The sequence below is a fragment of the Enterococcus saccharolyticus subsp. saccharolyticus genome (assembly GCF_029023825.1).
GTDB lineage: Bacteria > Bacillota > Bacilli > Lactobacillales > Enterococcaceae > Enterococcus_F > Enterococcus_F saccharolyticus.
In genome coordinates, this window is sequence record NZ_CP118957.1 from 809,810 (window position 1) to 832,500 (window position 22,691).

A 22,691-nucleotide genomic window follows, 5' to 3' on the forward strand; every position below is an offset into this window, starting at 1 on the left:
GATAGCTTGTTTTGGTTTTAGAATAACTGTGTTAAGAATGAGCTACCATAGACTAAACCCATACTATAAAGTAGGATGGAGGCTGGTTTTGCTAGTAAAATAATCCAAATATATTTCTTTACAGAAATGTTGGTCAATCCCGCCATAAGACATAAGGCATCATCTGGCGCAACGGGTAGGAAAATTGCTAGAGCAAATAATTTATCAAAGCGACTTTGGTTGTCTAACCAACCCGCATATTTATCATAAGTTTTTTCACTGACTAAACGTAGTACCAGCGGTTTACCATATTGGCGACTTAATAAGAAGATAATAATCGAACCAACACAGATACCGATATAGTTATAAATAAATCCTTCGACAGGGCCAAATAATAATACACCTGCTGCTAAGGAAATCCCACCTGGAATAATAGGGACAATTACTTGTAGAATTTGAATGAAGATAAACAAAATAGGTCCAGTAAGTGTCGATTGTCCGACGAGACTTTGTAAAGCATTCATATCTTTAAAGACACCTAGTTGGAAGAAATAAACAGTTAAAATAATCGAGACTGCCATCCCACTAAATGAAATCAAGTTTAGAATTTTCTTGGTTGTTGTTACGCTCATGAATAGACACTTCCTTTGCCGTATTTATCTTGATTATAATCGCAAACAATCAAAAAAGCATACATCCAAAGACTGAATTTCAGTTAATTTATCTTTTTGTTAAACTTTTTATGGAGTGTACTTTTTTTCCACTTTATTATAATTCGTTCCACAAGACTTGTCATCATGAAAGCGCTAGCGATGCTGCCAGCTGTGACCATGACAATCATAATATTTTCAAAGGCAACTGTGTTATTTCCCAAAACTAATTCACGCACAGCTTTATACGCAGGGCCACCTGGTACTAGAGGAACTAAACTGGGAATATTAAAAATAATCATGGGAATTCGTTTTTTACGTGAAAAGAAAATACTGAAACACCCAATTACAAAAGTAGCTAAAAAATTTGCCACACCTAACCCACCACCGTGTGAGTGAATCCCTACATAAATGAGCCAACCAATACAACCTGTAATCCCACTTGCTAACAGCGCGCGGCGAGGAATATTTGTCAGAACGCCAAAAGCTACCGTACTAAAAAAGCTAGCTATAATATGAACGAAAAGCATCATAAAATATCCCCTCCAAACAGCATAAAAACAGTCGCAATGCCCACACCAATGGAGGCGGCAATGATAATAGCTTCTGTTCCACGAGCAAGTCCGCTAATTAAATGTCCCGCAAGGATATCTCGAAATGAGTTTGTAATAGCCACACCAGGAACTAAAGGCATCACAGCGCCAATAATAATGTTGTCGACATTACTTGCCCAGTTAAGTCTGACACACAATAACGCAAGGGCGCCAATAATAAAAGACGCTAAAAAATTATCAAAAAATTGTAATTTTAATGTTTTATTGGCATAATAATTCGCAGAAAAACCAATCATACCAATAATAAAAGTTGCTATAAAATCATAAGAGGAACCACCGAAAGCATACATCAATAGACAACTCATGACACCCGCACAAACAATTTGTAACCAAATTGGAAACATCGGTGTTTCATAATCAATTTTTTTTAGCGAATTGTGTAACGTCAGCAAATCAATTTTATGTTCGGCAAATTCACGAGACAGTTGATTGACTGCAACAACTTTTTCTAAATTAATGGATCGACTACCAACATTTTCAACTTGGGTATAGTGGCTGTTTCGCAGCCCCATAAAGATGCCTGTTGCAGTCACATAGCTGACACTATTGGGTTCATTTGCATTCGTGGCGATACGTTTCATCGTATCTTCTACCCGATAGACCTCCGAACCACTTTCCATCATAATTTTTCCAGCCAACAAACAGGTTTCTACTACTAACTCTTTTGATGCAGTCATTTCTAAGCTCCTTTATCTAATTTATTTGATAGAAATGTTTTGTAAAGATGGTTTTATTCTATCCGTTTGCTTAGAAACCTACAAGAATAGTTTGCTTAAATTTAATAACATAACGGTTAAATTTGAATATTTTCTTTCATGTCTTTTCCGAAAATTTACAAAAAAACTCTTGTTAAAATGAAAACAGAGTGTTAGTAAACCTTGAAAGAATCATTTTTTTAATGAAAAAAGTGATTTTTAATTTTTTAATAAAAACCCTTTAAAAAATAGCGAATGTCGGTTAAAATAACATTAACAGATTAAATTTTGATGAGGGGGGTTACTATGCGACATAAAGTATATACACGTGAACATATCTTAAAAGCAGCTTATGAAGTAATTGCGAAAGATGGATTTACGAATTTCACTGCTCGAAACGTGGCAAAGAAAATGGGGGTCTCTACTCAACCCATTTATCTTGAATTTAAAAATATGCAGGATTTAAAAAACACGCTTGTTGAAACAGTTTATGAAGATTTAAAGAAGAAAGTTTTTTCTGTTGAGCATACAGGTGATAAATTGATGGATTTAGCGATTAATTATATTGATTTATCGCAAAAAAGTCCGAAGTTATTTATTGCTTTATTTATTGATAACTACGGTGGTGGGAAGTTGATGTATGACCAAGCCTATGAACATTTTCGTCACACGATTCATGATCACGAAGAATATGCCAACTTATCAGAAGAACACTTAAAAGCACTGCATACAGGAATCTGGATTTCTGTAACAGGAGTAGCGGCGTTGATGTCTTCGGGTGTTATCGAACCAACGCGTCAGCAAATTATTACCGTTGTCCAACAAACCATTGATTCTATTTTAGCGATTGAAGCAAAAAAACAAGAAAACAACGAATAAAAAAAGCTGTCCGACTTCTATTGAATTGAGTTGGACAACTTTTTTGTATTGTATAAGGAGAGTACGGGATTTGAACCCGTGCACCGCTTAACGCGGCTCGCTGGATTTCGAGTCCAGTGCATTACCACTCTGCCAACTCTCCGTGCCGTTATTATTTTCTTCCTTTTCTTGAAAAAAAGCAAGAAAAAACCGTCGAGGATAGCCTCTGACGGTCAAGTTATAGTGCAAGATATTTTTCAAGATAATTTGCGAGACCATCTTCATCATTCGTTTTATTTGTGATATCGTTAGCAATACCTTTTAATTGTTCGATACCATTGCTCATAGCCACACCCCAACCTGCGTAGTCGAGTAGTTCCAAATCATTATGTTCATCACCAAATGCGATGACATCTTTTTGATCAATCTGTAAGGAATCAGCAATAACTGAGACAGACATCGCTTTTTGCACGCCTTTAGGTACAATCTCTAAAATGGCGTTAGGGCCACCCCAGGTACGGACATCAATTTTATTTTCAAATTGTTTTGAAAGAGCATCTGAAACCTGTGCTGAAAATTGATGTTGCGTTTTAATTAATAGCGAAGTTGGATTAGTTGTTAAATTAGAAAATAAGTTGGCTTCGGTTACTTTATCTGTTGCAAAAAAGTGACCTTCAAAATCATTTAAATCATTGATAAAAAATGTTTCACGGTTTTCAGCGGCAACGAAATCTAAATTTAATTTTTCTTTTTGTGCCAAAATTTCAAAAGCAATATCTTTTTCAATAGATAATTCTCGTTCAAATTCCCATTTTTGATAAGGTTTGTGGACAAGTGCGCCATTGAAGTTCACCATCGGCGTGTCTAGCTTTAATTGACGATAAAATTGTTCGCTCATGCGAAATGGGCGTCCAGTGGCAATACTTACATAGTGCCCAGCTTTGATTGCTTTTCCTAAAACTTCGGCTGTTCGGGAGCTAATGAGAGACTGACTGTTTAAGGTTGTTCCATCTAAATCGATAGCGATTAATTTTTGAGACATAAAAGGATTCCTTTCTTTAATGAAATGCTCACCCAAAGTGTAACATATTCTAACGATTTGACAAATATCGGCACTTAAAAACAGTTTTATCTCTCTAGTGATGAGAAAAAATAGTGGCTAAACACGAACGATTTGTATATTTATCAAATATTTTGTTAATAAAATGTTGAAAAAACATTTGAGGCTAACTATAATCAGTAATTGTTCAGCGGAAAGCTTAAAATTGCCTTTATTTTCTTTTTTCTTTCTGAGGTCTAATTATATTTAGGAGTGAAGATGTATCATGGAAAAGTTTTTCAAATTAAAGGAAAACAAAACAACTGTATCAACAGAATTCGTCGCGGGGATTACAACCTTTTTTGCAATGAGCTATATTTTATTTGTTAATCCGTCTATTTTATCGGCATCAGGTATGCCATTTCAGGCTGTGTTCTTAGCAACGATTATTGCATCAATCATCGGTACTTTGATTATGGGACTATTTGCAAATGTGCCTTATGCACAAGCACCAGGAATGGGCTTAAATGCTTTTTTCACGTTTACAGTCGTGTTTGGTCTAGGGTATACATGGCAACAAGCATTAGCGATGGTCTTTATTTGTGGATTAATTAACATTTTTATTACGATTACTAAAATTCGTAAAATGATTATCCGTGCGATTCCTGAAAGCATGCAAAATGCTATTGGTGGCGGGATTGGTATCTTTGTTGCTTATGTAGGTCTTAAAAATGCAAATTTATTAAATTTTTCAGCGAGTTCAGATGTGATTACCAGTTCTGCTGTTGAAAACGGTGAGGCTGTAAATGTCACAATGAGTGGTGGGATTGTTCCAGCATTAACCAACTTCAATAATGCACCCGTGTTGCTGTCATTAATTGGTTTAGTTTTGATGACTGTTTTGGTTGTGATGAATGTTCGTGGAGCGGTCTTATTAGGAATTGTTGGGACAACGATTATTGGAATTTTGATGGGTGTGGTTGATTTAAGCAGCATTGATTGGAAAGCTAATTCATTAGGTAGTTCTATTGGTGAATTAAAAACCACATTTGGGGCAGCTTTTGGAGCAGAAGGGATGCAATCTTTGTTTAGTGACTCTTCTAAAATTCCGCAAGTGGTGATGACGATTATTGCGTTTAGTTTATCAGATACGTTTGATACGATTGGGACCTTCATTGGAACAGGTCGCCGTACCGGTATTTTCTCTAAAGAAGATGAAGCAGCTTTGGAAGATAGCAAAGGTTTTAGCACAAAAATGGATCGTGCATTGTTTGCCGATGCTGCAGCTACTTCTATTGGAGCAATTTTTGGTACCTCAAATACTACGACATTCGTTGAATCCGCAGCTGGAATCGGTGCTGGCGGGCGTACAGGTTTAACTTCTGTTGTTGTAGCGGGATTATTTGCTTTAAGTAGTTTATTCTCACCATTGATTGCGATTGTGCCAGCACAAGCAACAGCACCCGCTTTAATTTTAGTCGGGGTCATGATGATGGCATCCTTTAAAGATATTGAATGGACTAATTTAGAAGAGGCTGTCCCAGCTTTCTTCGCATCAATCTTTATGGGCCTATGTTACAGCATTTCTTATGGAATTGCAGTCGGATTCATTTTCTTCGCAATTGTTAAAGTAGTCAAAGGCAAAGCTAACGAAGTCTCACCAATTTTATGGTTTGTCAATGCGTTGTTTATTTTGAATTTTATTATTTTAGCATTATTAGGTTAAAACCCAACACTCTTCATTTTTTTGAAGAGTGTTTTTTTGTCTAAAAGAGTAGAAGGTTGAAGAGTTTTCTTTAAACTTCTATAATAAATGTAAGAGATTAAAAAAGTTTAATCATAAAGGGAGCTTTTCGTGGAAACAACGAGCGACCTTTTTCTATTGGTTAAAAAATAATGAAATTTTTTTGTAACGAACGCTTCTCTCGGTATTTCGGTTTAATGAGTTTGAAAATTCATGAAAATAGTCTATATTTGAGTAGAAAGAAGGTTTGTGTATGAAAGTAGATTGGAAAAGAAATTTACTAATTTCTTGGATAGGCTGTTTCTTTACAGGAGCGAGTTTTAGTTTAGTTATGCCTTTTATTCCCATATATATTGAGGAGTTAGGGGCACCCAAAAATCAGATTGAGCTTTTCTCAGGGTTGGCGATTTCAGTAACGGCATTTGCCGCAGCAATTGTTGCACCCATTTGGGGGAATTTAGCCGATCAAAAAGGTCGTCGTTTGATGATGATTCGGGCATCGATTGGGATGACACTAACAATGGGGTCATTAGCGTTTGTGCCGAACGTTTATTGGTTGTTAATTATGCGTTTCTTTACAGGTGTGTTATCTGGTTATGTGCCAAATGCCACGGCATTGATAGCTTCTCAAGCACCACGTGAAAAAAGTGGTTGGGCATTAGGAACCTTGGCAACAGGCGCGATTGCAGGTAATTTAATTGGTCCTTCGATGGGCGGTGCTCTTGCTGAAGGTTTTGGGATTAAAAATGTTTTTATCATTACCGGAGTTGTTCTATTTATCACGTCGTTATTAACTATTTTCATGGTGAAAGAAGATTTTGTACCGATTGAAAAACAAGAAATGCTGACAATGAAGCAATTGTTTGAAAAAATGACAAATTCACAAGTCATGATTGGTTTATTTATTACTTCGTTAATTCTACAAATTGGTATTACAAGCATTAGTCCAATTTTAACGTTGTATATTCGTCAGTTAAGTGGTGATACGGGAAATGTGTTGTTTGTCAGTGGGATGATTGTTTCGATTGCAGGTGTCTCTGCCATTATTTCCTCCCCCATTTTGGGCCGATTGGGTGATCGAATTGGAAATCATAAAATTTTATTAGGTGGTCTAGTGTTTTCTTTACTTTGCTTTATTCCCATGGGCTTTGTTCAAACACCTTTTCAATTAGGTGTGTTGCGATTTTTACTAGGTTTTTCAACAGGGGCGTTAATGCCTTCCGTTAATACCTTGATTAGTAAAATTTCGCCGCCAGAAGGAGTTAGTCGAATTTATAGTTACAATCAAATGTTTATGAATTTTGGTCAAGTACTTGGACCTTTAGTTGGATCTACAGTGGCGCATAGCATGGGTTATCCAGCAGTGTTTTGGGTAACCAGTTGCTTTGTAGGGTTTAACATTTGTTTGTCACTAGTTAATTTTAGAAAGTATTTGAAAAAAGATACAATTAGTTGAAAAGAAAAAAAAACCAGTTACAATAAAATGTAACTGGTCTTTTTTATGCTTGTTTTTTCTCTTTTGGTACGGCAAATTCTCCAATGATGATGACAAAAATTGCTACGATAATAGAAGCGATTAAGGTCATTTTGAAATCGTAAGGAGATTTAGATAAAGCCCCGCCAAGGAAACCAACGATTTGACCTAACACGATTGCCCAAACAAACGTTACAATGTAGTGCATTGCTACACCTTCTTTCAAACTTGAAATGTTGCTTTTAGTTTACCACATTTTTAAGACTTGTAAAGATTTTCACGTTTTTCAATAAAGAATATTATTTAGGAGGAATCCATATGACACGTGCCGCGCAATTAACGACAACGACGGCGTATTCTTTGCTACAAAGTACGATTAAAATTCCTCAATACGTCACTCTAGCGAAACAACTCGGGTATCAACAATTAGGTATGACCGATAGCGATAATTTACATGGTGCTTTAGAATTTATGCAAGCCTGCCAAAAAGAAGGGATGAAAGGGATTGTGGGGTTATTCTTGCGGTATCAATCACCAATCACCGAACAAGAACACGCCATTTTTCTATTCGCTAAAAATTATGCAGGCTACCAACAATTAATGAAACTTTCTAGTCAAAAAATGATTACAGGAGCTGTGTCATTAGAGTCATTCAAACCCATGGATGATGTGATTGCAGTATTGCCGAATGAAAATGAGTTAACAGTGTTGTTTTCAAGTGATGTGCAACAAGCTACCAAACGTTTGCAAGCATTTCAAGAACAGTTTGGTAACGATGACTTCTTTTATGGCATTGCTTATCAACAACCTATTTTACCTGTCCAAGAATGGCTTGCTTCACAACGAGTAGCGCCTGCAGCGTACCATTTAATTAATTCATTGCATAAAGAAGAAGCTTTTGCGGTGAATGTCTTGCATCGCATTAAAGAGGGCACTCAAATAGAGGATTTACGGCAAGAAATTGAACAGCTGACCGATCACAGTTTAAGCGCAGCTAACCAGCAACAAGCGTGGTATGCGGAACATTTTCCAGAAGCTTGGCAAAATACACTAAAAATCGCCGACAATTGCCAATTGGAATTACCGATTCATCAAACATTATTGCCTCATTATCCTTTAGACAATCAATCAGCCGACAACTATTTGCGTGAGCTTTGTTTTCGTTTGTTATCTGAGCGTATTCCACAAGCAGATGCTCGTTACCAAGAGCGCTTGGAATATGAGCTATCCGTCATCCATAAAATGGGCTTTGATGATTATTTTTTAATTATTTGGGATGTGATGGCCTTTGCTCATCGAGAACAAATTGTCACAGGTGCTGGACGAGGATCTGCTGCTGGTTCACTTGTGGCGTATGTCTTATCTATTACCGATGTAGACCCCATTCAATATCAGTTATTGTTTGAACGTTTTTTAAATCCAGAACGCTATACGATGCCAGATATCGATTTAGATATTCCTGATAATCGCCGAGAAGAAGTGTTGTTATATGTAAAAAATAAATATGGTCAAGAGCACGTTGCGCAAATTGCGACTTTTGGGACGATGGCAGCGAAAATGGTTTTACGCGATGTCGGACGTGTGTTTGGTTTGTCTCAAAGCGAAGCCAATCGTTGGTCACGCGCGATTCCTAATGCGTTAAAAATGACATTAGACAGGGCGTATCAAGAATCGAAAGCTTTACGAGAATTAGTCGAATTAAATGAACGCAATACGCGCATTTATCAAGTCGCTAAAACTCTAGAAGGTTTGCCACGCCATGTGTCAACCCATGCGGCAGGAGTGGTCATTAGCGATGATAAATTGGTAGACCTTGTGCCGTTACAAGCAGGTTCAGAAGAAATCTGGTTAACACAATTTACGATGAACGATGTAGAGACGGTTGGGTTATTGAAAATGGATTTCTTAGGGTGTGCGATACGTTAGTTTGAAAGATTATCAGAAATGGTAATCGGGGATAACTTGTTAGAAAACTGTAATTCTGATGGTTGGAATGAGAGCAGTCATGTTTGCTCGAAACACCACGCTAATATCCCACATGCATTATGTTTCATATAAAATATGATGTGTGAAGCTGGGTGAAGTCGTCGAATACTAAGGGAAATGAACCGAAGTATAGAGTAGGCGGGCGGTGGTAGGATATGGTTAGAATGTGGTTCAACACCACTGACGAATCTTCGAATGTAAGGCTCTAGAAGAAGTTATATAACCTGAGATGGTTATGTAGTACCGATGCGGTATGCTTGATAGGGAAAAGTAGTCATGTCCTAAGCGAAATTCCTGATACTCAACAAAGAGAGTATAATGCAAGCAGGGTCAAAGAAGAAACCTAAGTCTTATCAATACTAGGAATTACGGAACGTAGAAAGCTAGTGATTGCTATTTAAACCTTATATGAGGGGCAAGTATAACGAAAAGATATTTTATCTATAAGTTATTTAACGCTAGTGAGAGTGGAGTCACAGTACCAATGAAACCATGATAATAAGTGGTGGAGGGATAGGCTCTAGTCGTTTCATGAGATATTAATTAATTGATAAACTATTTCGCTTTTCGAGTATGACAGGGAAACAACTACCTCTAGATTTATAAAAGGAGGTTGCCCAGCGAAATGAATATATACAGATACAATCAATACTACCAAATGCAAGATATTTTCGATGGATTGTACAATGATTCATCAAACCAAGTTGAATTTAAAAACCTTATGGATATTATTGCAAGTGAAAACAACATTAAATTAGCTTTTAGAATTATTAAATCTAATACAGGCAGTAAAACCGCTGGAACTGACGGTATAACTATTCAAGATTTTAAAAAAGAATCTTTAAAAGAATACATTAGAATTGTGAAAGATAAACTTAACAATTTTAAACCAGATACAGTTAGACGAGTATTCATACCTAAAGAAAATGGTGATACTAGACCGTTAGGCATTCCATCTATGATTGACAGATTAGTGCAACAATGTCTTAAACAAGTTCTTGAACCGATATGTGAAGCGAAGTTTCATCCGCATAGTTATGGTTTTAGACCAAATAGAAGTACAAAACATGCCATAGCAAGACTTAATAGTTTAGTTAATCAAGCAGGTCTACACTATGTAGTAGATATAGACATTAAAGGATTTTTCGATAATGTCAGCCATAACAAACTGATTAAACAGATGATAGCTTTAGGTATTAAAGATTTTAAATTACTTAAAATCATCAAATTAATGCTTAAAGCACCTATACAGGGCGAAGGTATTCCGAATAAAGGTACACCACAAGGAGGAATATTATCACCGTTACTTTCTAATATTGTGTTAAACGAATTAGATTGGTGGATTAGCTCTCAATGGGAAACACATCCAACACATCATGAATACACGCAATTAAATAAATACAATGCAATGAAAAAATCAAAACTAAAAGAATTCTTTTTGGTAAGATATGCAGATGATTTCAAAATTGTTTGCAGAAGTTATACCGTTGCAAAGAAAATATTTATTGCAGTTGAAGAATGGCTTGCTAAAAGACTAAAACTTAAAATCAGCAAAGAAAAATCTAAAATAGTAAATCTTAGAAAAAACTATTCAGATTTCTTAGGTATTAAGGTCAAGGTTATAACTAGACCAAAAAGTAAACATGGTTATGTTGCACAATCAAGAATCGCGGATAAAAGATTTAATAAAATCTTGCAAGTCTATAAGGACAAAATTAACAAGATAAAGAAAACTCAAAATATAAAATATGTTGCAGAATTAAACAGCATGACACTAGGTATTCACGAATACTACAACATTGCAACGTATGTTAGCTTAGATTTCAAGCAAATAGGTTGGAAACTACTAAGATATATGTACAACTCTTTTAATAAATACGGTAAACAAGAAATCCCAAACAGTAATATAACTGATTCGATTTACAAAAAGTTTTACGGTAATTCTAAAAGTAAAACTTGGTTAATGTTTGGGAAATATATTTACCCAATTCATTATGTGAAACACAAATCAACAATGAACTTTAAACAAACCACTTGTGATTATACAATGCAAGGACGAGAATACTCGAACAAAGCATTAAAATCAAAAACAGATGTACTAGCAATTGAAATGGCAAAAAGATTTAATGCCAATGAAACGGTTGAATATAACGACAATCGAATTTCACGTGCGTCCATGACAAATATGAAATGCGAAGTCACTCAGATTGAACTTGAATTAGATAATCTACATTGTCATCATGTTATTCCACGAGAAAATGGTGGAGATGATAAATATGAGAATTTAAGAATTGTTCATAAAGATATTCATAAGTTAATACATGCGACAAGTGAAGAAACAATTAAAAAGTACATTCACATAATTAAAGATTCAAAAAATACCATTAAAAGAGTAGTAACAAACTTAAACAACCTTAGAATAAGAGCTAACAATTATAAACTTGAAGAAACTACTGTCAGAGAGTGGTTAGAGGTTAAAATTTGGAAAAACAAATAGGTAGTAATATCAACTAATTAGTATTCAAGAAGGGAACGATGGAACGCCGTATGATGGGAAACTATCACGTACGGTGTGAAGCGGGGGAAAGGGAGTAATCATAACAGGTAATGCTGATGAAGAAACCTACCTATCGCTATTGCGTAATCTGTCCATCATTGATGATACTTTACAAGGCATTCGGCAACTAACGAAACAAGCTTTTACACAAAAAGATATCTCTTTGGATGATGAACCAACATTAGCTTTATTTCAACGCGGGGAGACCGCGGGCGTTTTCCAATTTGAATCTGCGGGTATTCGTAATGTTTTGCGTCGCTTGCATCCTGAAAATATTGAAGACATTGCTGCGGTTAATGCACTGTATCGACCAGGACCAATGCAAAATATCGATACATTTATTCGTCGGAAACAAGGCAAAGAAAAAATCACGTATCCTGATGAACATTTACAGCCAATTTTAGAAAATACGTATGGCATTATGGTCTATCAAGAACAAATTATGCAAGTCGCTTCGCAAATGGCGGGATTTACGCTAGGACAAGCCGATATTTTACGGCGTGCGATTAGTAAAAAGAAAAAAGATGTCTTAGACGAAGAAAGACGTCATTTTGTCACTGGAGCGATGACTAATGGCTATCCAGAAGCCAAAGCCAATGAAGTGTATGATTACATCGAACGTTTTGCTGATTACGGTTTTAACCGATCGCATGCGTTTGCGTACTCATTTGTTGGGTTTCAAATGGCTTATTTAAAAGTACACTATCCCGCACCATTTTTTAAAGCGTTGTTGCAATCCGTTCGTCATAACCCTACCAAAGTGAAAGAATATATGAATGAAGCACAAAAACGTAACATTCAATTATTGCCTCCATCCATCAATCAAAGTAGTTATGGTTTTTGGTTGCTCTCTTTGACGGAAATTCGTTTTGGCTTAGGAACGATTAAAGGGGTTCGTCGTGATTTCTTAGCCGATATTTTAGAGGAAAGAAAGACAAATGGTCGGTTTGTTTCTTTAGACCAATTTTTAGTGCGTTTAAATCAACGAAATAGTAAATGGTTGAAAGAAGAGTTGATTATTCCTTTGATTTCAGTGGGGGCGTTTGATGAAATTGAACCAAATCGTCAACAAGCGATTCATCAACTAGAAGGAAAAATTCAAAATGTACTCTACAGCGGTGGTAGTATGGAATTGCTTGGTATGATGGCATTAAAAGATCAAACCATGCCAGATTATACTTTAGAAGAAAAGTTAGCACTTGAAGAAGAACTACTAGGTGTTTATTTATCGGGGCATCCGGTGCAACAATTTTCCAAAATTCGTCAACGAAAAAACATTCAAGATGTCGCGGAAGTAGTGAGTAATCAGCCAGCACATGTTTTATTGTATATTAAAAATATACGTGAAATTCGAACGAAAAAAGGGGAACAAATGGCGTTTTTTGAAGGAAATGATGCAAGTGGCGAGATTTCTGTGACAGTTTTTCCGGCACTTTATCGTCGCATTCGAAGCAATGTGGCTATCAACCAAGTCTTGTATATAGAAGGAAAAGTAGAGACGAGTTCATTTAATGGAGAATTACAAATTTTAGCTTCACGAGTGGAGCAAGCTAATCAAATTGAAGAAACGATTGCAGATAAAACGTGTTATTTGCGAATTAGCGCACAAGAAGAACAAGATGTCTTACCTGAACTGGCACAAATACTGACAGAATATACTGGAAATGTCCCTGTTATTCTCTTTTTTGAAGCAACACATAAGAAACAATTGTTGGATGAAAAAAGTTGGATTGTTTATACAGACAAGTCAGAAATGGCTTTGAAACAGCTTTTAGGGGCTGATAATGTGGTATTTCGTTGATTTTCTGTAATTTTTCATTTTATATTTTCATTTTTTTGGTTTTTTTCTCCATATTTCAAGACATTTGTCACAATTAATGGTAAAATACTAGTCGTAGTTAATGCTTATTAAAGCAATTAATTGGAATTTACTAAAATATAAATTTGATGAGGTGAAATTGAATATGAAACGCATCGGAATCTTAACCAGTGGCGGAGATGCACCTGGTATGAATGCTGCGATTCGTGCGGTAACCCGTAAAGCTATTTTCAATGGAATGGAAGTCTATGGAATTAACTATGGTTTTGCCGGATTAGTTGCAGGTGATATCCGCCCGTTAACAATTGCTGACGTTGGCGATAAGATTCAACGAGGAGGAACGTTCTTATATTCTGCACGCTATCCTGAATTCGCAACAGAAGAAGGACAGCTAAAAGGAATTGAACAATTAAAAGCACACGGTATTGAAGGGTTAGTTGTTATTGGTGGGGACGGTTCTTACCATGGCGCACTAGCTTTAACAAAACGTGGTTATCCAGCTGTGGGTATCCCAGGAACAATCGATAATGATATTCCAGGAACTGACTTCACAATTGGTTTTGATACAGCAATTAATACTGTATTAGACTCATTAGACCGCATCCGTGATACTGCTACTTCTCACGTACGTACATTCATCATCGAAGTAATGGGACGTAACGCAGGTGACATCGCTTTATGGGCTGGTGTTGCAGGTGGCGCAGACGAAATCATTATTCCAGAACATGACTTTGATATGTCAACAGTTGCAAAACGTATCCAAGAAGGCCGCGACCGAGGCAAAAAACATTGCTTAATTGTTTTAGCTGAAGGTGTAATGGGTGGAAACGAATTTGCAGACAAATTAAACGAGTACGGCGATTTCCATGCACGTGTAACTATTTTAGGACACGTAGTACGTGGTGGATCACCAAGTGCGCGTGACCGCGTTCTTGCAAGTAAATTTGGTGGCTACGCTGTTGAATTATTGCAACAAGGTAAAGGTGGACTATGTGTAGGTATGTTAGACAATAAAGTTGTTGCTTCTGACATTATTGATACATTAGAAAATGGCAAACATAAACCAGACCTTTCATTATACGCATTGAACCAAGAATTATCATTCTAAGCAAACAAAGATTGTATTGTTTTGAGTAAAAGGCATTAAGCTGTTATAAAAAAACGAATAGGAGCATAACATTCAATGAAAAAAACAAAAATCGTTAGCACATTAGGACCAGCTAGTAATACTGTGGAAATTATCTCTCAATTAATCGAATCAGGCGCAAATGCATTCCGTTTCAATTTCTCTCACGGAGATCATGAAGAACAATTAGCTCGTATGAACTTAGTTCGTGAAGCAGTAGAAGTAACAGGGAAAGATGTGGCAATTCTTTTAGATACAAAAGGTGCTGAAATTCGTACAACTGTTCAAGATACAACAGATGAAGACTACGGACGCGCTGGCTACATCAAGTTTAACGTAGGCGACATCACTCGTATTGCAATGGATCCAGAACTAAAAGGAACAAAAGAAAAAATCTCAGTGACTTATCCTGGATTATTCGACGATGCACGTGTAGGTGGACACATCTTATTTGATGATGGTTTAATCGACATGGAAGTTATCGAAAAAGACGAAGCTAACCGTGAATTAGTAGTAGAAGTTAAAAACAATGGTATGTTAGGTTCTCGTAAAGGGGTTAACGCTCCAGGTATTTCAATCAGCTTACCAGGGATTACTGAAAAAGATGCAGAAGATATTCGTTTTGGTTTAGATCATGAAATCAACTTTATCGCTGCAAGTTTTGTTCGTAAAGCACAAGACGTTTTAGAAATCCGTGAAATCTTAGAAGAGAAAAATATGACACACGTTCAAATTTTCTCGAAAATTGAATCTCAAGAAGGTATCGACAATATCGAAGAAATTTTAAAAGTTTCTGACGGTATCATGGTTGCTCGTGGCGACATGGGTGTAGAAATTCCTGCTGAATTCGTACCAATGGTTCAAAAAGACATCATTAAAAAATGTAACGCTGCTGGTAAAGCAGTTATTACAGCGACTCAAATGTTAGAATCTATGCAATCAAATCCACGTCCAACACGTGCGGAAGCTTCTGACGTGGCCAACGCAGTATTTGATGGTACAGATGCAACAATGTTATCAGGTGAGTCTGCAAATGGTTCTTACCCAGTAGAAGCTGTTGCAACAATGGCTCGTATTGATGAAGAAGCTGAAAAATCAATGCTTAAATTAGGCACATATCAAATCAACCAATTTGATAAAACAGACGTAACTGAAACAATCGGTTTATCTGTGGCTCGTGCTGCGAAAAACTTAGGCGTTAAATGTATTGTAGCTGCAACTGAATCAGGACACACTGCTAAAATGATTTCTAAATACCGTCCAGATGCAGATATCTTAGCTGTAACTTTTGATGATCGTACAAAACGTGGTTTGATGTTAAACTGGGGCGTATACCCAACTGTTACTGAAAAACCATCTACAACAGATGAAATGTTCGACTTAGCAACTAAAAAAGCTGTTGAATTAGGTTTCGCTGAAGAAGGCGACTTAATCCTTATCACAGCCGGTGTACCAGTTGGTGAACGTGGAACAACAAACGTAATGAAAATTCAATTAATCGGTTCTAAATTAATTGAAGCACAAGGTGTTGGTGGACGCGCAATTGTTGCAAACGCAGTTGTTGCATCAAATGCAGAAGAAGCAATTGCTAAAGCGAAAGACGGTATGGTATTAGTTGTACCTACAACAGATAAAGAATACATGCCAGCAATCGAAAAAGCAGCAGCATTAGTTGTTGAAGATGGCGGATTGACTTCACACGCAGCTGTTGTCGGTATTGCTAAAGACCTTCCAGTAATCGTTGGTGCCAAAGATGCAACAACAATTATCCAAGACGGTGAATTAGTAACTGTAGACCCTCGTCGTGGTATTATCTACCGTGGAGAAACAACAGCAATCTAATCGTTGTATTGAAAAGCAGGGAAGTAAACAATCCCTGCTTTTTTTTGTAAAAAATAGCAACAAAGAAGAGAATTCCTAGAAGAAAATGAGATGTTTTTCATTCAAAAATAGCTTAAAAATAACAATTCAAGTCTATTTTTGAAAAATGAAAAAGGTGTCAAGAAAATTTCATTGACAAAGGGAAATAACCTCTGTATAATAGCTTTTGTTGCTTAGAGGTGATGAAAAAATGAAATGGTCTTTATTAGAATTAAGAAAATATCAAGACATGCCGCTAACGTTTGAAGAGACATTAGATCTTAAAAACGAATTGATGGGGCGGGATAATCAAATAATCGATTTAGCTCCAGTTAAAGTGCAAGGATTGGTAACTGTAAGTAAAAAAGACTATATCTTACATTATACAGTGGATACAGTCATTACATTACCGTCTACTCGTTCTCTCGAGCCTGTAGAATTACCATTGCAATTTTCAGTCAATGAGGTATTCATGACACCAGAGCAATATCAGCAAAGAGATGACCTCCTTCCAGAAGAAGAGATTTTATTATTAGAAACTCAAACGTTGGATTTAGATGATTCTGTCGCTGATAATATTTTACTTGAGATTCCGATGCAAGTCTTGACGGAAGCTGAAAAAGCCTCTAATGATTTGCCTTCAGGTGATGACTGGGCAGTCATTTCAGAAGCTGATTTCCAACGTCAACAAGAATCACAAGAACAAACAACTATCGATCCTCGTCTTGCAAAACTATCCGCTTTATTCAAAGAGGAAGAAGAGTAAGATTGGAATATATCGCAATCAAATTGGTTGCTTGCAATTTTAAGGAGGTGTAGCAAAATGGCAGTACCAGCTAGAAGAACTTCAAAAGCTAAAAAAGCTAAACGTCGTACACACTACAAATTATCTATCAACGGTTTAAACGAATGTCCAAACTGTGGTGAATTGAAAAAAAGCCACCACGTTTGCGGAAACTGTGGACATTACGATGGTAAAGATGTAGCAACAAAAGAAGCTTAATTCATTTTTTCAGAAAATGAATTTCAAACCTTAGGCTAACCATGGGGCCTAAGGTTTATTTTTTTCATTTTATTTTCGCAAAATTCCAAAAAATTATCAACCTTAGAATAGTTTTCATTTGAATGAACAGCATTTTGAGTTATAATAAAAGAGGTTAAAAATTTCCAATGATTGATATAGGAGGAGTACAGATGACAAAACAACAAATTGGCGTTGTTGGAATGGCCGTAATGGGTAAAAACTTAGCGCTAAACATCGAAAGCCGCGGCTATTCTGTTGCTTTATACAACCGTACAGGATCAAAAACAGAAGAAGTGGTCAATGAAAATCCCGATAAAAACTTAAAAGGAACTTACAGCGTGGAAGAATTCGTTGATGCTATCGAAAAACCACGTCGAATTGTTTTAATGGTTCAAGCAGGTCGCGGGACAGATGCAACGATTCAATCGTTATTACCACATTTAGATAAAGGCGACGTGTTAATCGATGGTGGGAATACGTTCTTCCAAGACACAATCCGTCGTAGCAATGAATTAGCAGATTCTGGTATTAACTTTATCGGAACAGGAGTATCTGGTGGGGAAGAAGGCGCCTTAAAAGGTCCATCGATTATGCCTGGTGGACAAAAAGAAGCTTACGAATTAGTCGCACCTATTTTAGAACAAATTTCTGCAAAAGCAGAAGATGGTTCTCCTTGTGTGACTTATATCGGGCCAGATGGCGCGGGTCATTACGTGAAAATGGTGCATAATGGTATCGAGTATGGTGATATGCAATTAATTGCAGAATCGTATGATTTAATGCAAAACATTTTAGGCCTTTCTGTAGAAGAAATGGCCGAAATCTTTGCCGAGTGGAATACAGGCGAATTGGATAGTTTCTTAATCGAAATTACTGCCGATATCTTAACGCGTAAAGATGATTTAGGAACTGGCAAACCAATCGTGGATGTCATCTTAGATGCTGCAGGCAACAAAGGTACTGGAAAATGGACGAGTCAAAGTGCGTTAGATTTAGGTGTACCATTGCCATTAATCACCGAATCAGTTTTCGCTCGTTACATTTCGGCGTATAAAGAAGAACGTGTTCAAGCAAGTAACGTCTTGCCAAAACCAGAAGCATCGGCTTATGCGGGAGATAAAAAAGAGCTTGTTGAAAAAATTCGTCAAGCACTGTACTTCAGTAAAATTATGAGTTACGCGCAAGGATTTGCTCAATTGCGTTCTGCGTCAAAAGAATACAAGTGGGACTTACCATTTGGTGAAATTGCTAAAATCTGGCGTGAAGGATGTATTATCCGTGCGCAATTCTTACAAAAAATTACGGATGCTTATGACAAAGAAGCTGATTTAGAAAACTTGTTGTTGGATGATTACTTCAAAGATATTACAGCGAACTACCAACAAGCAGTTCGTGATGTCGTGGCTTTAGCCGTTCAATCAGGTGTTCCTGTGCCAACATTCTCATCAGCAATTTCATACTTTGATTCGTATCGTTCAGATCGTTTACCAGCAAACTTGATCCAAGCCCAACGTGATTACTTTGGTGCCCATACGTACGAACGTACAGATCGTGAAGGTATCTTCCATTATTCATGGTATGATGAAAAATAAGAACAATTTTTATTAAAAAAGAAAGAGGTTTGTCTATTATGAGAAGAAATAGACCAATCTCTTTTTTAATTTGGCTATCCATGATAAAATCGAGGTAACATTTTAATATGTAATGACTGACAAAAGGGGAATATAATTAAATGAGTAATATTCTAATCATAGAAGATGAAAAGAACCTCGCTCGATTTGTAGAATTAGAATTGAAGCATGAGGGGTACAAAACAGAAGTTCACTATAACGGCAGAACAGGTTTGGATGCTGCACTGAATAGTGAATGGGATGCAATTTTGCTTGATTTAATGTTACCTGAACTAAACGGACTAGAAGTGTGCCGTCGTATTCGTCAAGTAAAGAATACACCAATCATCATGATGACAGCTAGAGATTCTGTGATTGACCGCGTATCTGGATTAGATCATGGTGCTGACGACTATATTGTGAAGCCATTTGCTATCGAAGAATTATTAGCACGTTTACGCGCATTATTACGTCGAATCGATATTGAAGGTGATAAAAATGTTGCGAAACAAACAACGATTACCTATCGTGATTTAACAATTGAAAAAGAAAATCGTGTCGTTCGACGTGGCTCTGAAATTATTGAATTAACAAAACGTGAATATGAATTACTATTAACTTTAATGGAAAATGTCAATGTTGTATTAGCTAGAGACGTGCTATTAAATAAAGTTTGGGGTTACGAAACAGAAGTTGAAACAAACGTAGTTGATGTTTATATTCGCTATCTACGTAACAAAATTGATGTTCCTGGAGACGAAAGCTATATTCAGACTGTTCGTGGAACTGGTTATGTGATGCGTTCATGAAACGTTTGAAATTAAGAATATTGAAGATACGAGAACTACAAAAGCCTTCTTTGACTATCAAATGGGCTTTTGCCAGTTCTTTCTTTATATTTGTTGTGTTTACAATCTTCGCGGTGATGACTTATAAGTCTGCCGTGACCTTATTCGTTGAAAAAGAACGAAAAAATGCTGAACAAGCGACTTATGAAGTTGTTTCTCGTTTAGCAAATGCCAATAGTCAGTTAAGTTTGGTCAACACGTACCGTAATTTAACGAATAGTGCGAATGGTGAAAATCGTTTGTATGACCGGACATCGACATTAGAAGGAATTCTAATGAATATTGATCCGTTTATTTCTGAATTAGGACAACCAGAATTGACTCTCTATGTGTATAACTTAAGTGAAGAGTTGATTTTTAAAACACGCGAAAAAAACTTACAATTAACCCAAACAGAGGTGAAGAAACCTTCAGTGGTTGAGATTGATGGTTTAACAGGATTTATTATTGTTCATCCTATTTATTCCAAAGAAACTCGTGAGAAGATTGGCTATGTTCAAACTTTTTATGAACTCACTTCTTTTTATGCCATCCGAGAACGTTTATTAATTCTTTTAATTGTAATCGAAATTGTTTCTATTATAGTAAGTAGTGTCTTAGGTTATTTCTTATCTTCGTATTTCTTAAAGCCGTTAAAAATATTACGTGATACTATGGAAAAAATTCAAGAAGACCCACAAACAGATATTCACACGCCTAAAATTGAGACAAATGACGAATTAGCGGATATGGCAGAAATCTTTAATGGCATGCTAGATCGAATGCGTTCATATACGGAACAACAAGAACAGTTTGTGGAAGATGTGTCTCATGAATTGCGCACACCAGTAGCAGTGATTGAAGGACATTTAAACATGTTGAATCGTTGGGGAAAAAATGATCCAGAGATTTTGGAAGAATCATTAGCTGCCAGCCTGCAAGAAATTAGTCGTATGAAGACATTAGTTCAAGAGATGTTGGATCTTTCACGTGCTGAACAAGTGGATGTTTATTATGGCAATGAGACGACGCAAGCTAAAGAAGTTGTTTATCAAGTCTTTAATAATTTTAAGATGTTATATCCAAATTTTGTTTTTACATTAGATGATGACTTGCCAACAGAAAAAACGTTGAAGATTTATAGGAATCATTTTGAACAGATTCTAATTATTATTATGGATAATGCGGTGAAGTATTCGACAGATCGAAATGAAGTCCATGTTTCTATTTCAAGTAATGCGAAAGATTTTGAAATTGTTATTCAAGATTTTGGAGAAGGAATATCGGAAGAAGATATGCCAAAAATCTTTAATCGTTTTTATCGAGTAGACAAAGCGCGTGCGCGAACAAAAGGTGGAAATGGATTAGGACTTTCGATTGCAAAACAACTTTTAGAAAGTTATAAAGGGAAAATAGTTCCTGAAAGTAGTTTAGGACAAGGCACTATTTTTAGAATTTATATCCCTATTGCGAAAAAAATGTCAGAATTTCAATAAGTAACAATTAAAACATCCGAAATTTAATTGGCTGACATGCCATATTTAGAATGAAAAAGAATGTTTTTACGAACGATAGAAGCGAAGTTTTTTTATAAAATTCGCTTCTATATTTTTTTGGAAAATATTGCCAGTTTCTAGTTGCTTTTTGGGTTCAGACTTGCTATATTAGTACATGTCCTCAATGACGAGCTTAAAATAATTTTTGAAAAATAATTTTAAAAAAGTTGTTGACGAAACAAAAAACACATGATATTATAACAAAGTCGTCAAGAGCAAAACGATGAAAAACATTGAGTTATCAATAAATAAATCGAAAAAAACTTGTTGACAAATAACAAACTAATTGTTATTATAAGAAAGTCGCTTGATGCAACTGAGAATGTTTTAGGAAAAATTCTCGAAAAAATATTTTAAAAAAGTGTTGACAATTGATTGTCGAACTGATAAGATATAAGAGTTGCTAGAGTAACAAATGTAGACCTTTGAAAACTGAACAAAGCAAGCAAACGAACCAATTGTGTAGGACACTTCTACGAGGTAGAAGTTATACAACAAGCAAGCAAATAGCTAGCAAAGTTAATTTTTTATGAGCTTAACAATCGCAAGATTGTTTCAAATTTTTTTATGAGAGTTTGATCCTGGCTCAGGACGAACGCTGGCGGCGTGCCTAATACATGCAAGTCGAACGCTTCTTTTCCGCCGAACTTCGGTTCATTGGAAAAGAGGAGTGGCGAACGGGTGAGTAACACGTGGGTAACCTGCCCATCAGAGGGGGATAACACTTGGAAACAGGTGCTAATACCGCATAATGCTTTTTCTCGCATGAGAGAAAGCTGAAAGGCGCTTTTGCGTCACTGATGGATGGACCCGCGGTGCATTAGCTAGTTGGTGAGGTAACGGCTCACCAAGGCAACGATGCATAGCCGACCTGAGAGGGTGATCGGCCACACTGGGACTGAGACACGGCCCAGACTCCTACGGGAGGCAGCAGTAGGGAATCTTCGGCAATGGACGAAAGTCTGACCGAGCAACGCCGCGTGAGTGAAGAAGGTTTTCGGATCGTAAAACTCTGTTGTTAGAGAAGAACAAGGATGAGAAGAGAATGTTCATCCCTTGACGGTATCTAACCAGAAAGCCACGGCTAACTACGTGCCAGCAGCCGCGGTAATACGTAGGTGGCAAGCGTTGTCCGGATTTATTGGGCGTAAAGCGAGCGCAGGCGGTTTCTTAAGTCTGATGTGAAAGCCCCCGGCTCAACCGGGGAGGGTCATTGGAAACTGGGAGACTTGAGTGCAGAAGAGGAGAGTGGAATTCCATGTGTAGCGGTGAA

Annotated in this window: 17 protein-coding genes, 1 tRNA gene, 1 rRNA gene and 1 pseudogene (1 of these 20 cut by a window edge); 14 read left to right on the plus strand and 6 right to left on the minus strand. The window is 36.6% G+C overall.

Annotated features, from left to right (window positions below):
- Positions 1–17 precede the first annotated feature (17 nt).
- The 3 genes from PYW32_RS04280 to PYW32_RS04290 all read right to left on the minus strand — a co-directional run bounded on the left by PYW32_RS04280 (position 18) and on the right by PYW32_RS04290 (position 1,920).
- On the minus strand, positions 18–611 hold the full coding sequence (locus PYW32_RS04280; protein WP_016175555.1) for a TVP38/TMEM64 family protein: 594 nt from the start codon (positions 609–611) through the stop codon (positions 18–20).
- Between the two features lie 83 nt (positions 612–694).
- Positions 695–1,162, minus strand: a complete 468-nt coding sequence (locus PYW32_RS04285) for a threonine/serine exporter family protein (RefSeq protein WP_016175554.1) — start codon at positions 1,160–1,162, stop codon at positions 695–697.
- Positions 1,159–1,920, minus strand: a complete 762-nt coding sequence (locus PYW32_RS04290; RefSeq protein WP_016175553.1) for a threonine/serine exporter family protein — start codon at positions 1,918–1,920, stop codon at positions 1,159–1,161. Before PYW32_RS04290 ends, PYW32_RS04285 begins: the two co-directional genes overlap by 4 nt.
- A 324-nt stretch (positions 1,921–2,244) precedes the next feature.
- Between PYW32_RS04290 and PYW32_RS04295 the strand changes: the two genes are divergently transcribed.
- Complete coding sequence (locus PYW32_RS04295) at positions 2,245–2,817, plus strand: TetR/AcrR family transcriptional regulator (RefSeq protein WP_016175552.1); 573 nt, start codon at positions 2,245–2,247, stop codon at positions 2,815–2,817.
- A gap of 55 nt (positions 2,818–2,872) precedes the next feature.
- On the opposite strand, the gene PYW32_RS04300 is transcribed toward PYW32_RS04295, so the two are convergent.
- Together PYW32_RS04300 and PYW32_RS04305 are read right to left on the minus strand one after the other, a co-directional pair.
- A tRNA-Ser gene (locus PYW32_RS04300) sits at positions 2,873–2,959 on the minus strand.
- Between the two features lie 75 nt (positions 2,960–3,034).
- Complete coding sequence (locus PYW32_RS04305; protein WP_016175551.1) at positions 3,035–3,838, minus strand: Cof-type HAD-IIB family hydrolase; 804 nt, start codon at positions 3,836–3,838, stop codon at positions 3,035–3,037.
- 283 nt (positions 3,839–4,121) lie between these two features.
- Here PYW32_RS04305 and PYW32_RS04310 point away from each other — a divergent pair, with 283 nt between their 5' ends.
- Both PYW32_RS04310 and PYW32_RS04315 read left to right on the plus strand, forming a co-directional pair.
- A complete protein-coding gene (locus PYW32_RS04310) occupies positions 4,122–5,561 on the plus strand; it encodes an NCS2 family permease (RefSeq protein ID WP_016175550.1) in 1,440 nt (479 codons plus the stop codon).
- Positions 5,562–5,832: 271 nt separating this feature from the next.
- Complete coding sequence (locus tag PYW32_RS04315; protein WP_016175549.1) at positions 5,833–7,035, plus strand: multidrug efflux MFS transporter; 1,203 nt, start codon at positions 5,833–5,835, stop codon at positions 7,033–7,035.
- A 43-nt stretch (positions 7,036–7,078) separates the two neighbouring features.
- Here PYW32_RS04315 and PYW32_RS04320 read toward each other — a convergent pair whose 3' ends face one another.
- On the minus strand, positions 7,079–7,261 hold the full coding sequence (locus PYW32_RS04320; protein ID WP_016175548.1) for a YjzD family protein: 183 nt from the start codon (positions 7,259–7,261) through the stop codon (positions 7,079–7,081).
- A gap of 110 nt (positions 7,262–7,371) precedes the next feature.
- On the opposite strand from PYW32_RS04320, the gene dnaE (PYW32_RS04325) reads away from it, so the two are divergent.
- The 11 genes and pseudogenes from dnaE (PYW32_RS04325) to PYW32_RS04375 all read left to right on the plus strand — a co-directional run.
- Positions 7,372–8,979 (plus strand): DNA polymerase III subunit alpha, encoded by a 1,608-nt coding sequence (dnaE, locus tag PYW32_RS04325; RefSeq protein WP_016175547.1) that lies wholly within the window; start codon positions 7,372–7,374, stop codon positions 8,977–8,979.
- Positions 8,980–9,664: 685 nt separating this feature from the next.
- A complete protein-coding gene (gene ltrA, locus PYW32_RS04330) occupies positions 9,665–11,536 on the plus strand; it encodes a group II intron reverse transcriptase/maturase (protein ID WP_016175546.1) in 1,872 nt (623 codons plus the stop codon).
- A 139-nt stretch (positions 11,537–11,675) separates the two neighbouring features.
- A pseudogene (gene dnaE, locus PYW32_RS04335) lies at positions 11,676–13,397 on the plus strand (DNA polymerase III subunit alpha); the annotation flags it as partial.
- Positions 13,398–13,560: 163 nt separating this feature from the next.
- A complete protein-coding gene (pfkA, locus tag PYW32_RS04340) occupies positions 13,561–14,523 on the plus strand; it encodes a 6-phosphofructokinase (protein ID WP_016175544.1) in 963 nt (320 codons plus the stop codon).
- Positions 14,524–14,598: 75 nt separating this feature from the next.
- Positions 14,599–16,383 carry a pyruvate kinase gene (gene pyk, locus PYW32_RS04345; RefSeq protein ID WP_016175543.1) on the plus strand — a complete coding sequence of 595 codons (1,785 nt, stop codon included), beginning with the start codon at positions 14,599–14,601 and terminating at the stop codon, positions 16,381–16,383.
- 229 nt (positions 16,384–16,612) lie between these two features.
- Entirely contained in the window at positions 16,613–17,167 is a 555-nt protein-coding gene (locus PYW32_RS04350; protein ID WP_016175542.1) for a YceD family protein, read from the plus strand.
- 57 nt (positions 17,168–17,224) lie between these two features.
- Positions 17,225–17,404: a 50S ribosomal protein L32 gene (gene rpmF, locus PYW32_RS04355; RefSeq protein WP_016175541.1), complete on the plus strand. Its 180-nt coding sequence runs from the start codon at positions 17,225–17,227 to the stop codon at positions 17,402–17,404.
- Positions 17,405–17,595: 191 nt separating this feature from the next.
- On the plus strand, positions 17,596–19,017 hold the full coding sequence (gene gndA, locus PYW32_RS04360) for an NADP-dependent phosphogluconate dehydrogenase (RefSeq protein WP_016175540.1): 1,422 nt from the start codon (positions 17,596–17,598) through the stop codon (positions 19,015–19,017).
- 140 nt (positions 19,018–19,157) lie between these two features.
- Complete coding sequence (locus tag PYW32_RS04365; protein ID WP_016175539.1) at positions 19,158–19,844, plus strand: response regulator transcription factor; 687 nt, start codon at positions 19,158–19,160, stop codon at positions 19,842–19,844.
- Positions 19,841–21,358: a sensor histidine kinase gene (locus PYW32_RS04370; protein WP_016175538.1), complete on the plus strand. Its 1,518-nt coding sequence runs from the start codon at positions 19,841–19,843 to the stop codon at positions 21,356–21,358. The genes PYW32_RS04365 and PYW32_RS04370 overlap by 4 nt, the downstream gene beginning before the upstream one ends.
- Positions 21,359–21,981: 623 nt before the next feature.
- Positions 21,982–22,691 (plus strand): 16S ribosomal RNA (locus PYW32_RS04375) (it continues 848 nt past the right edge of the window).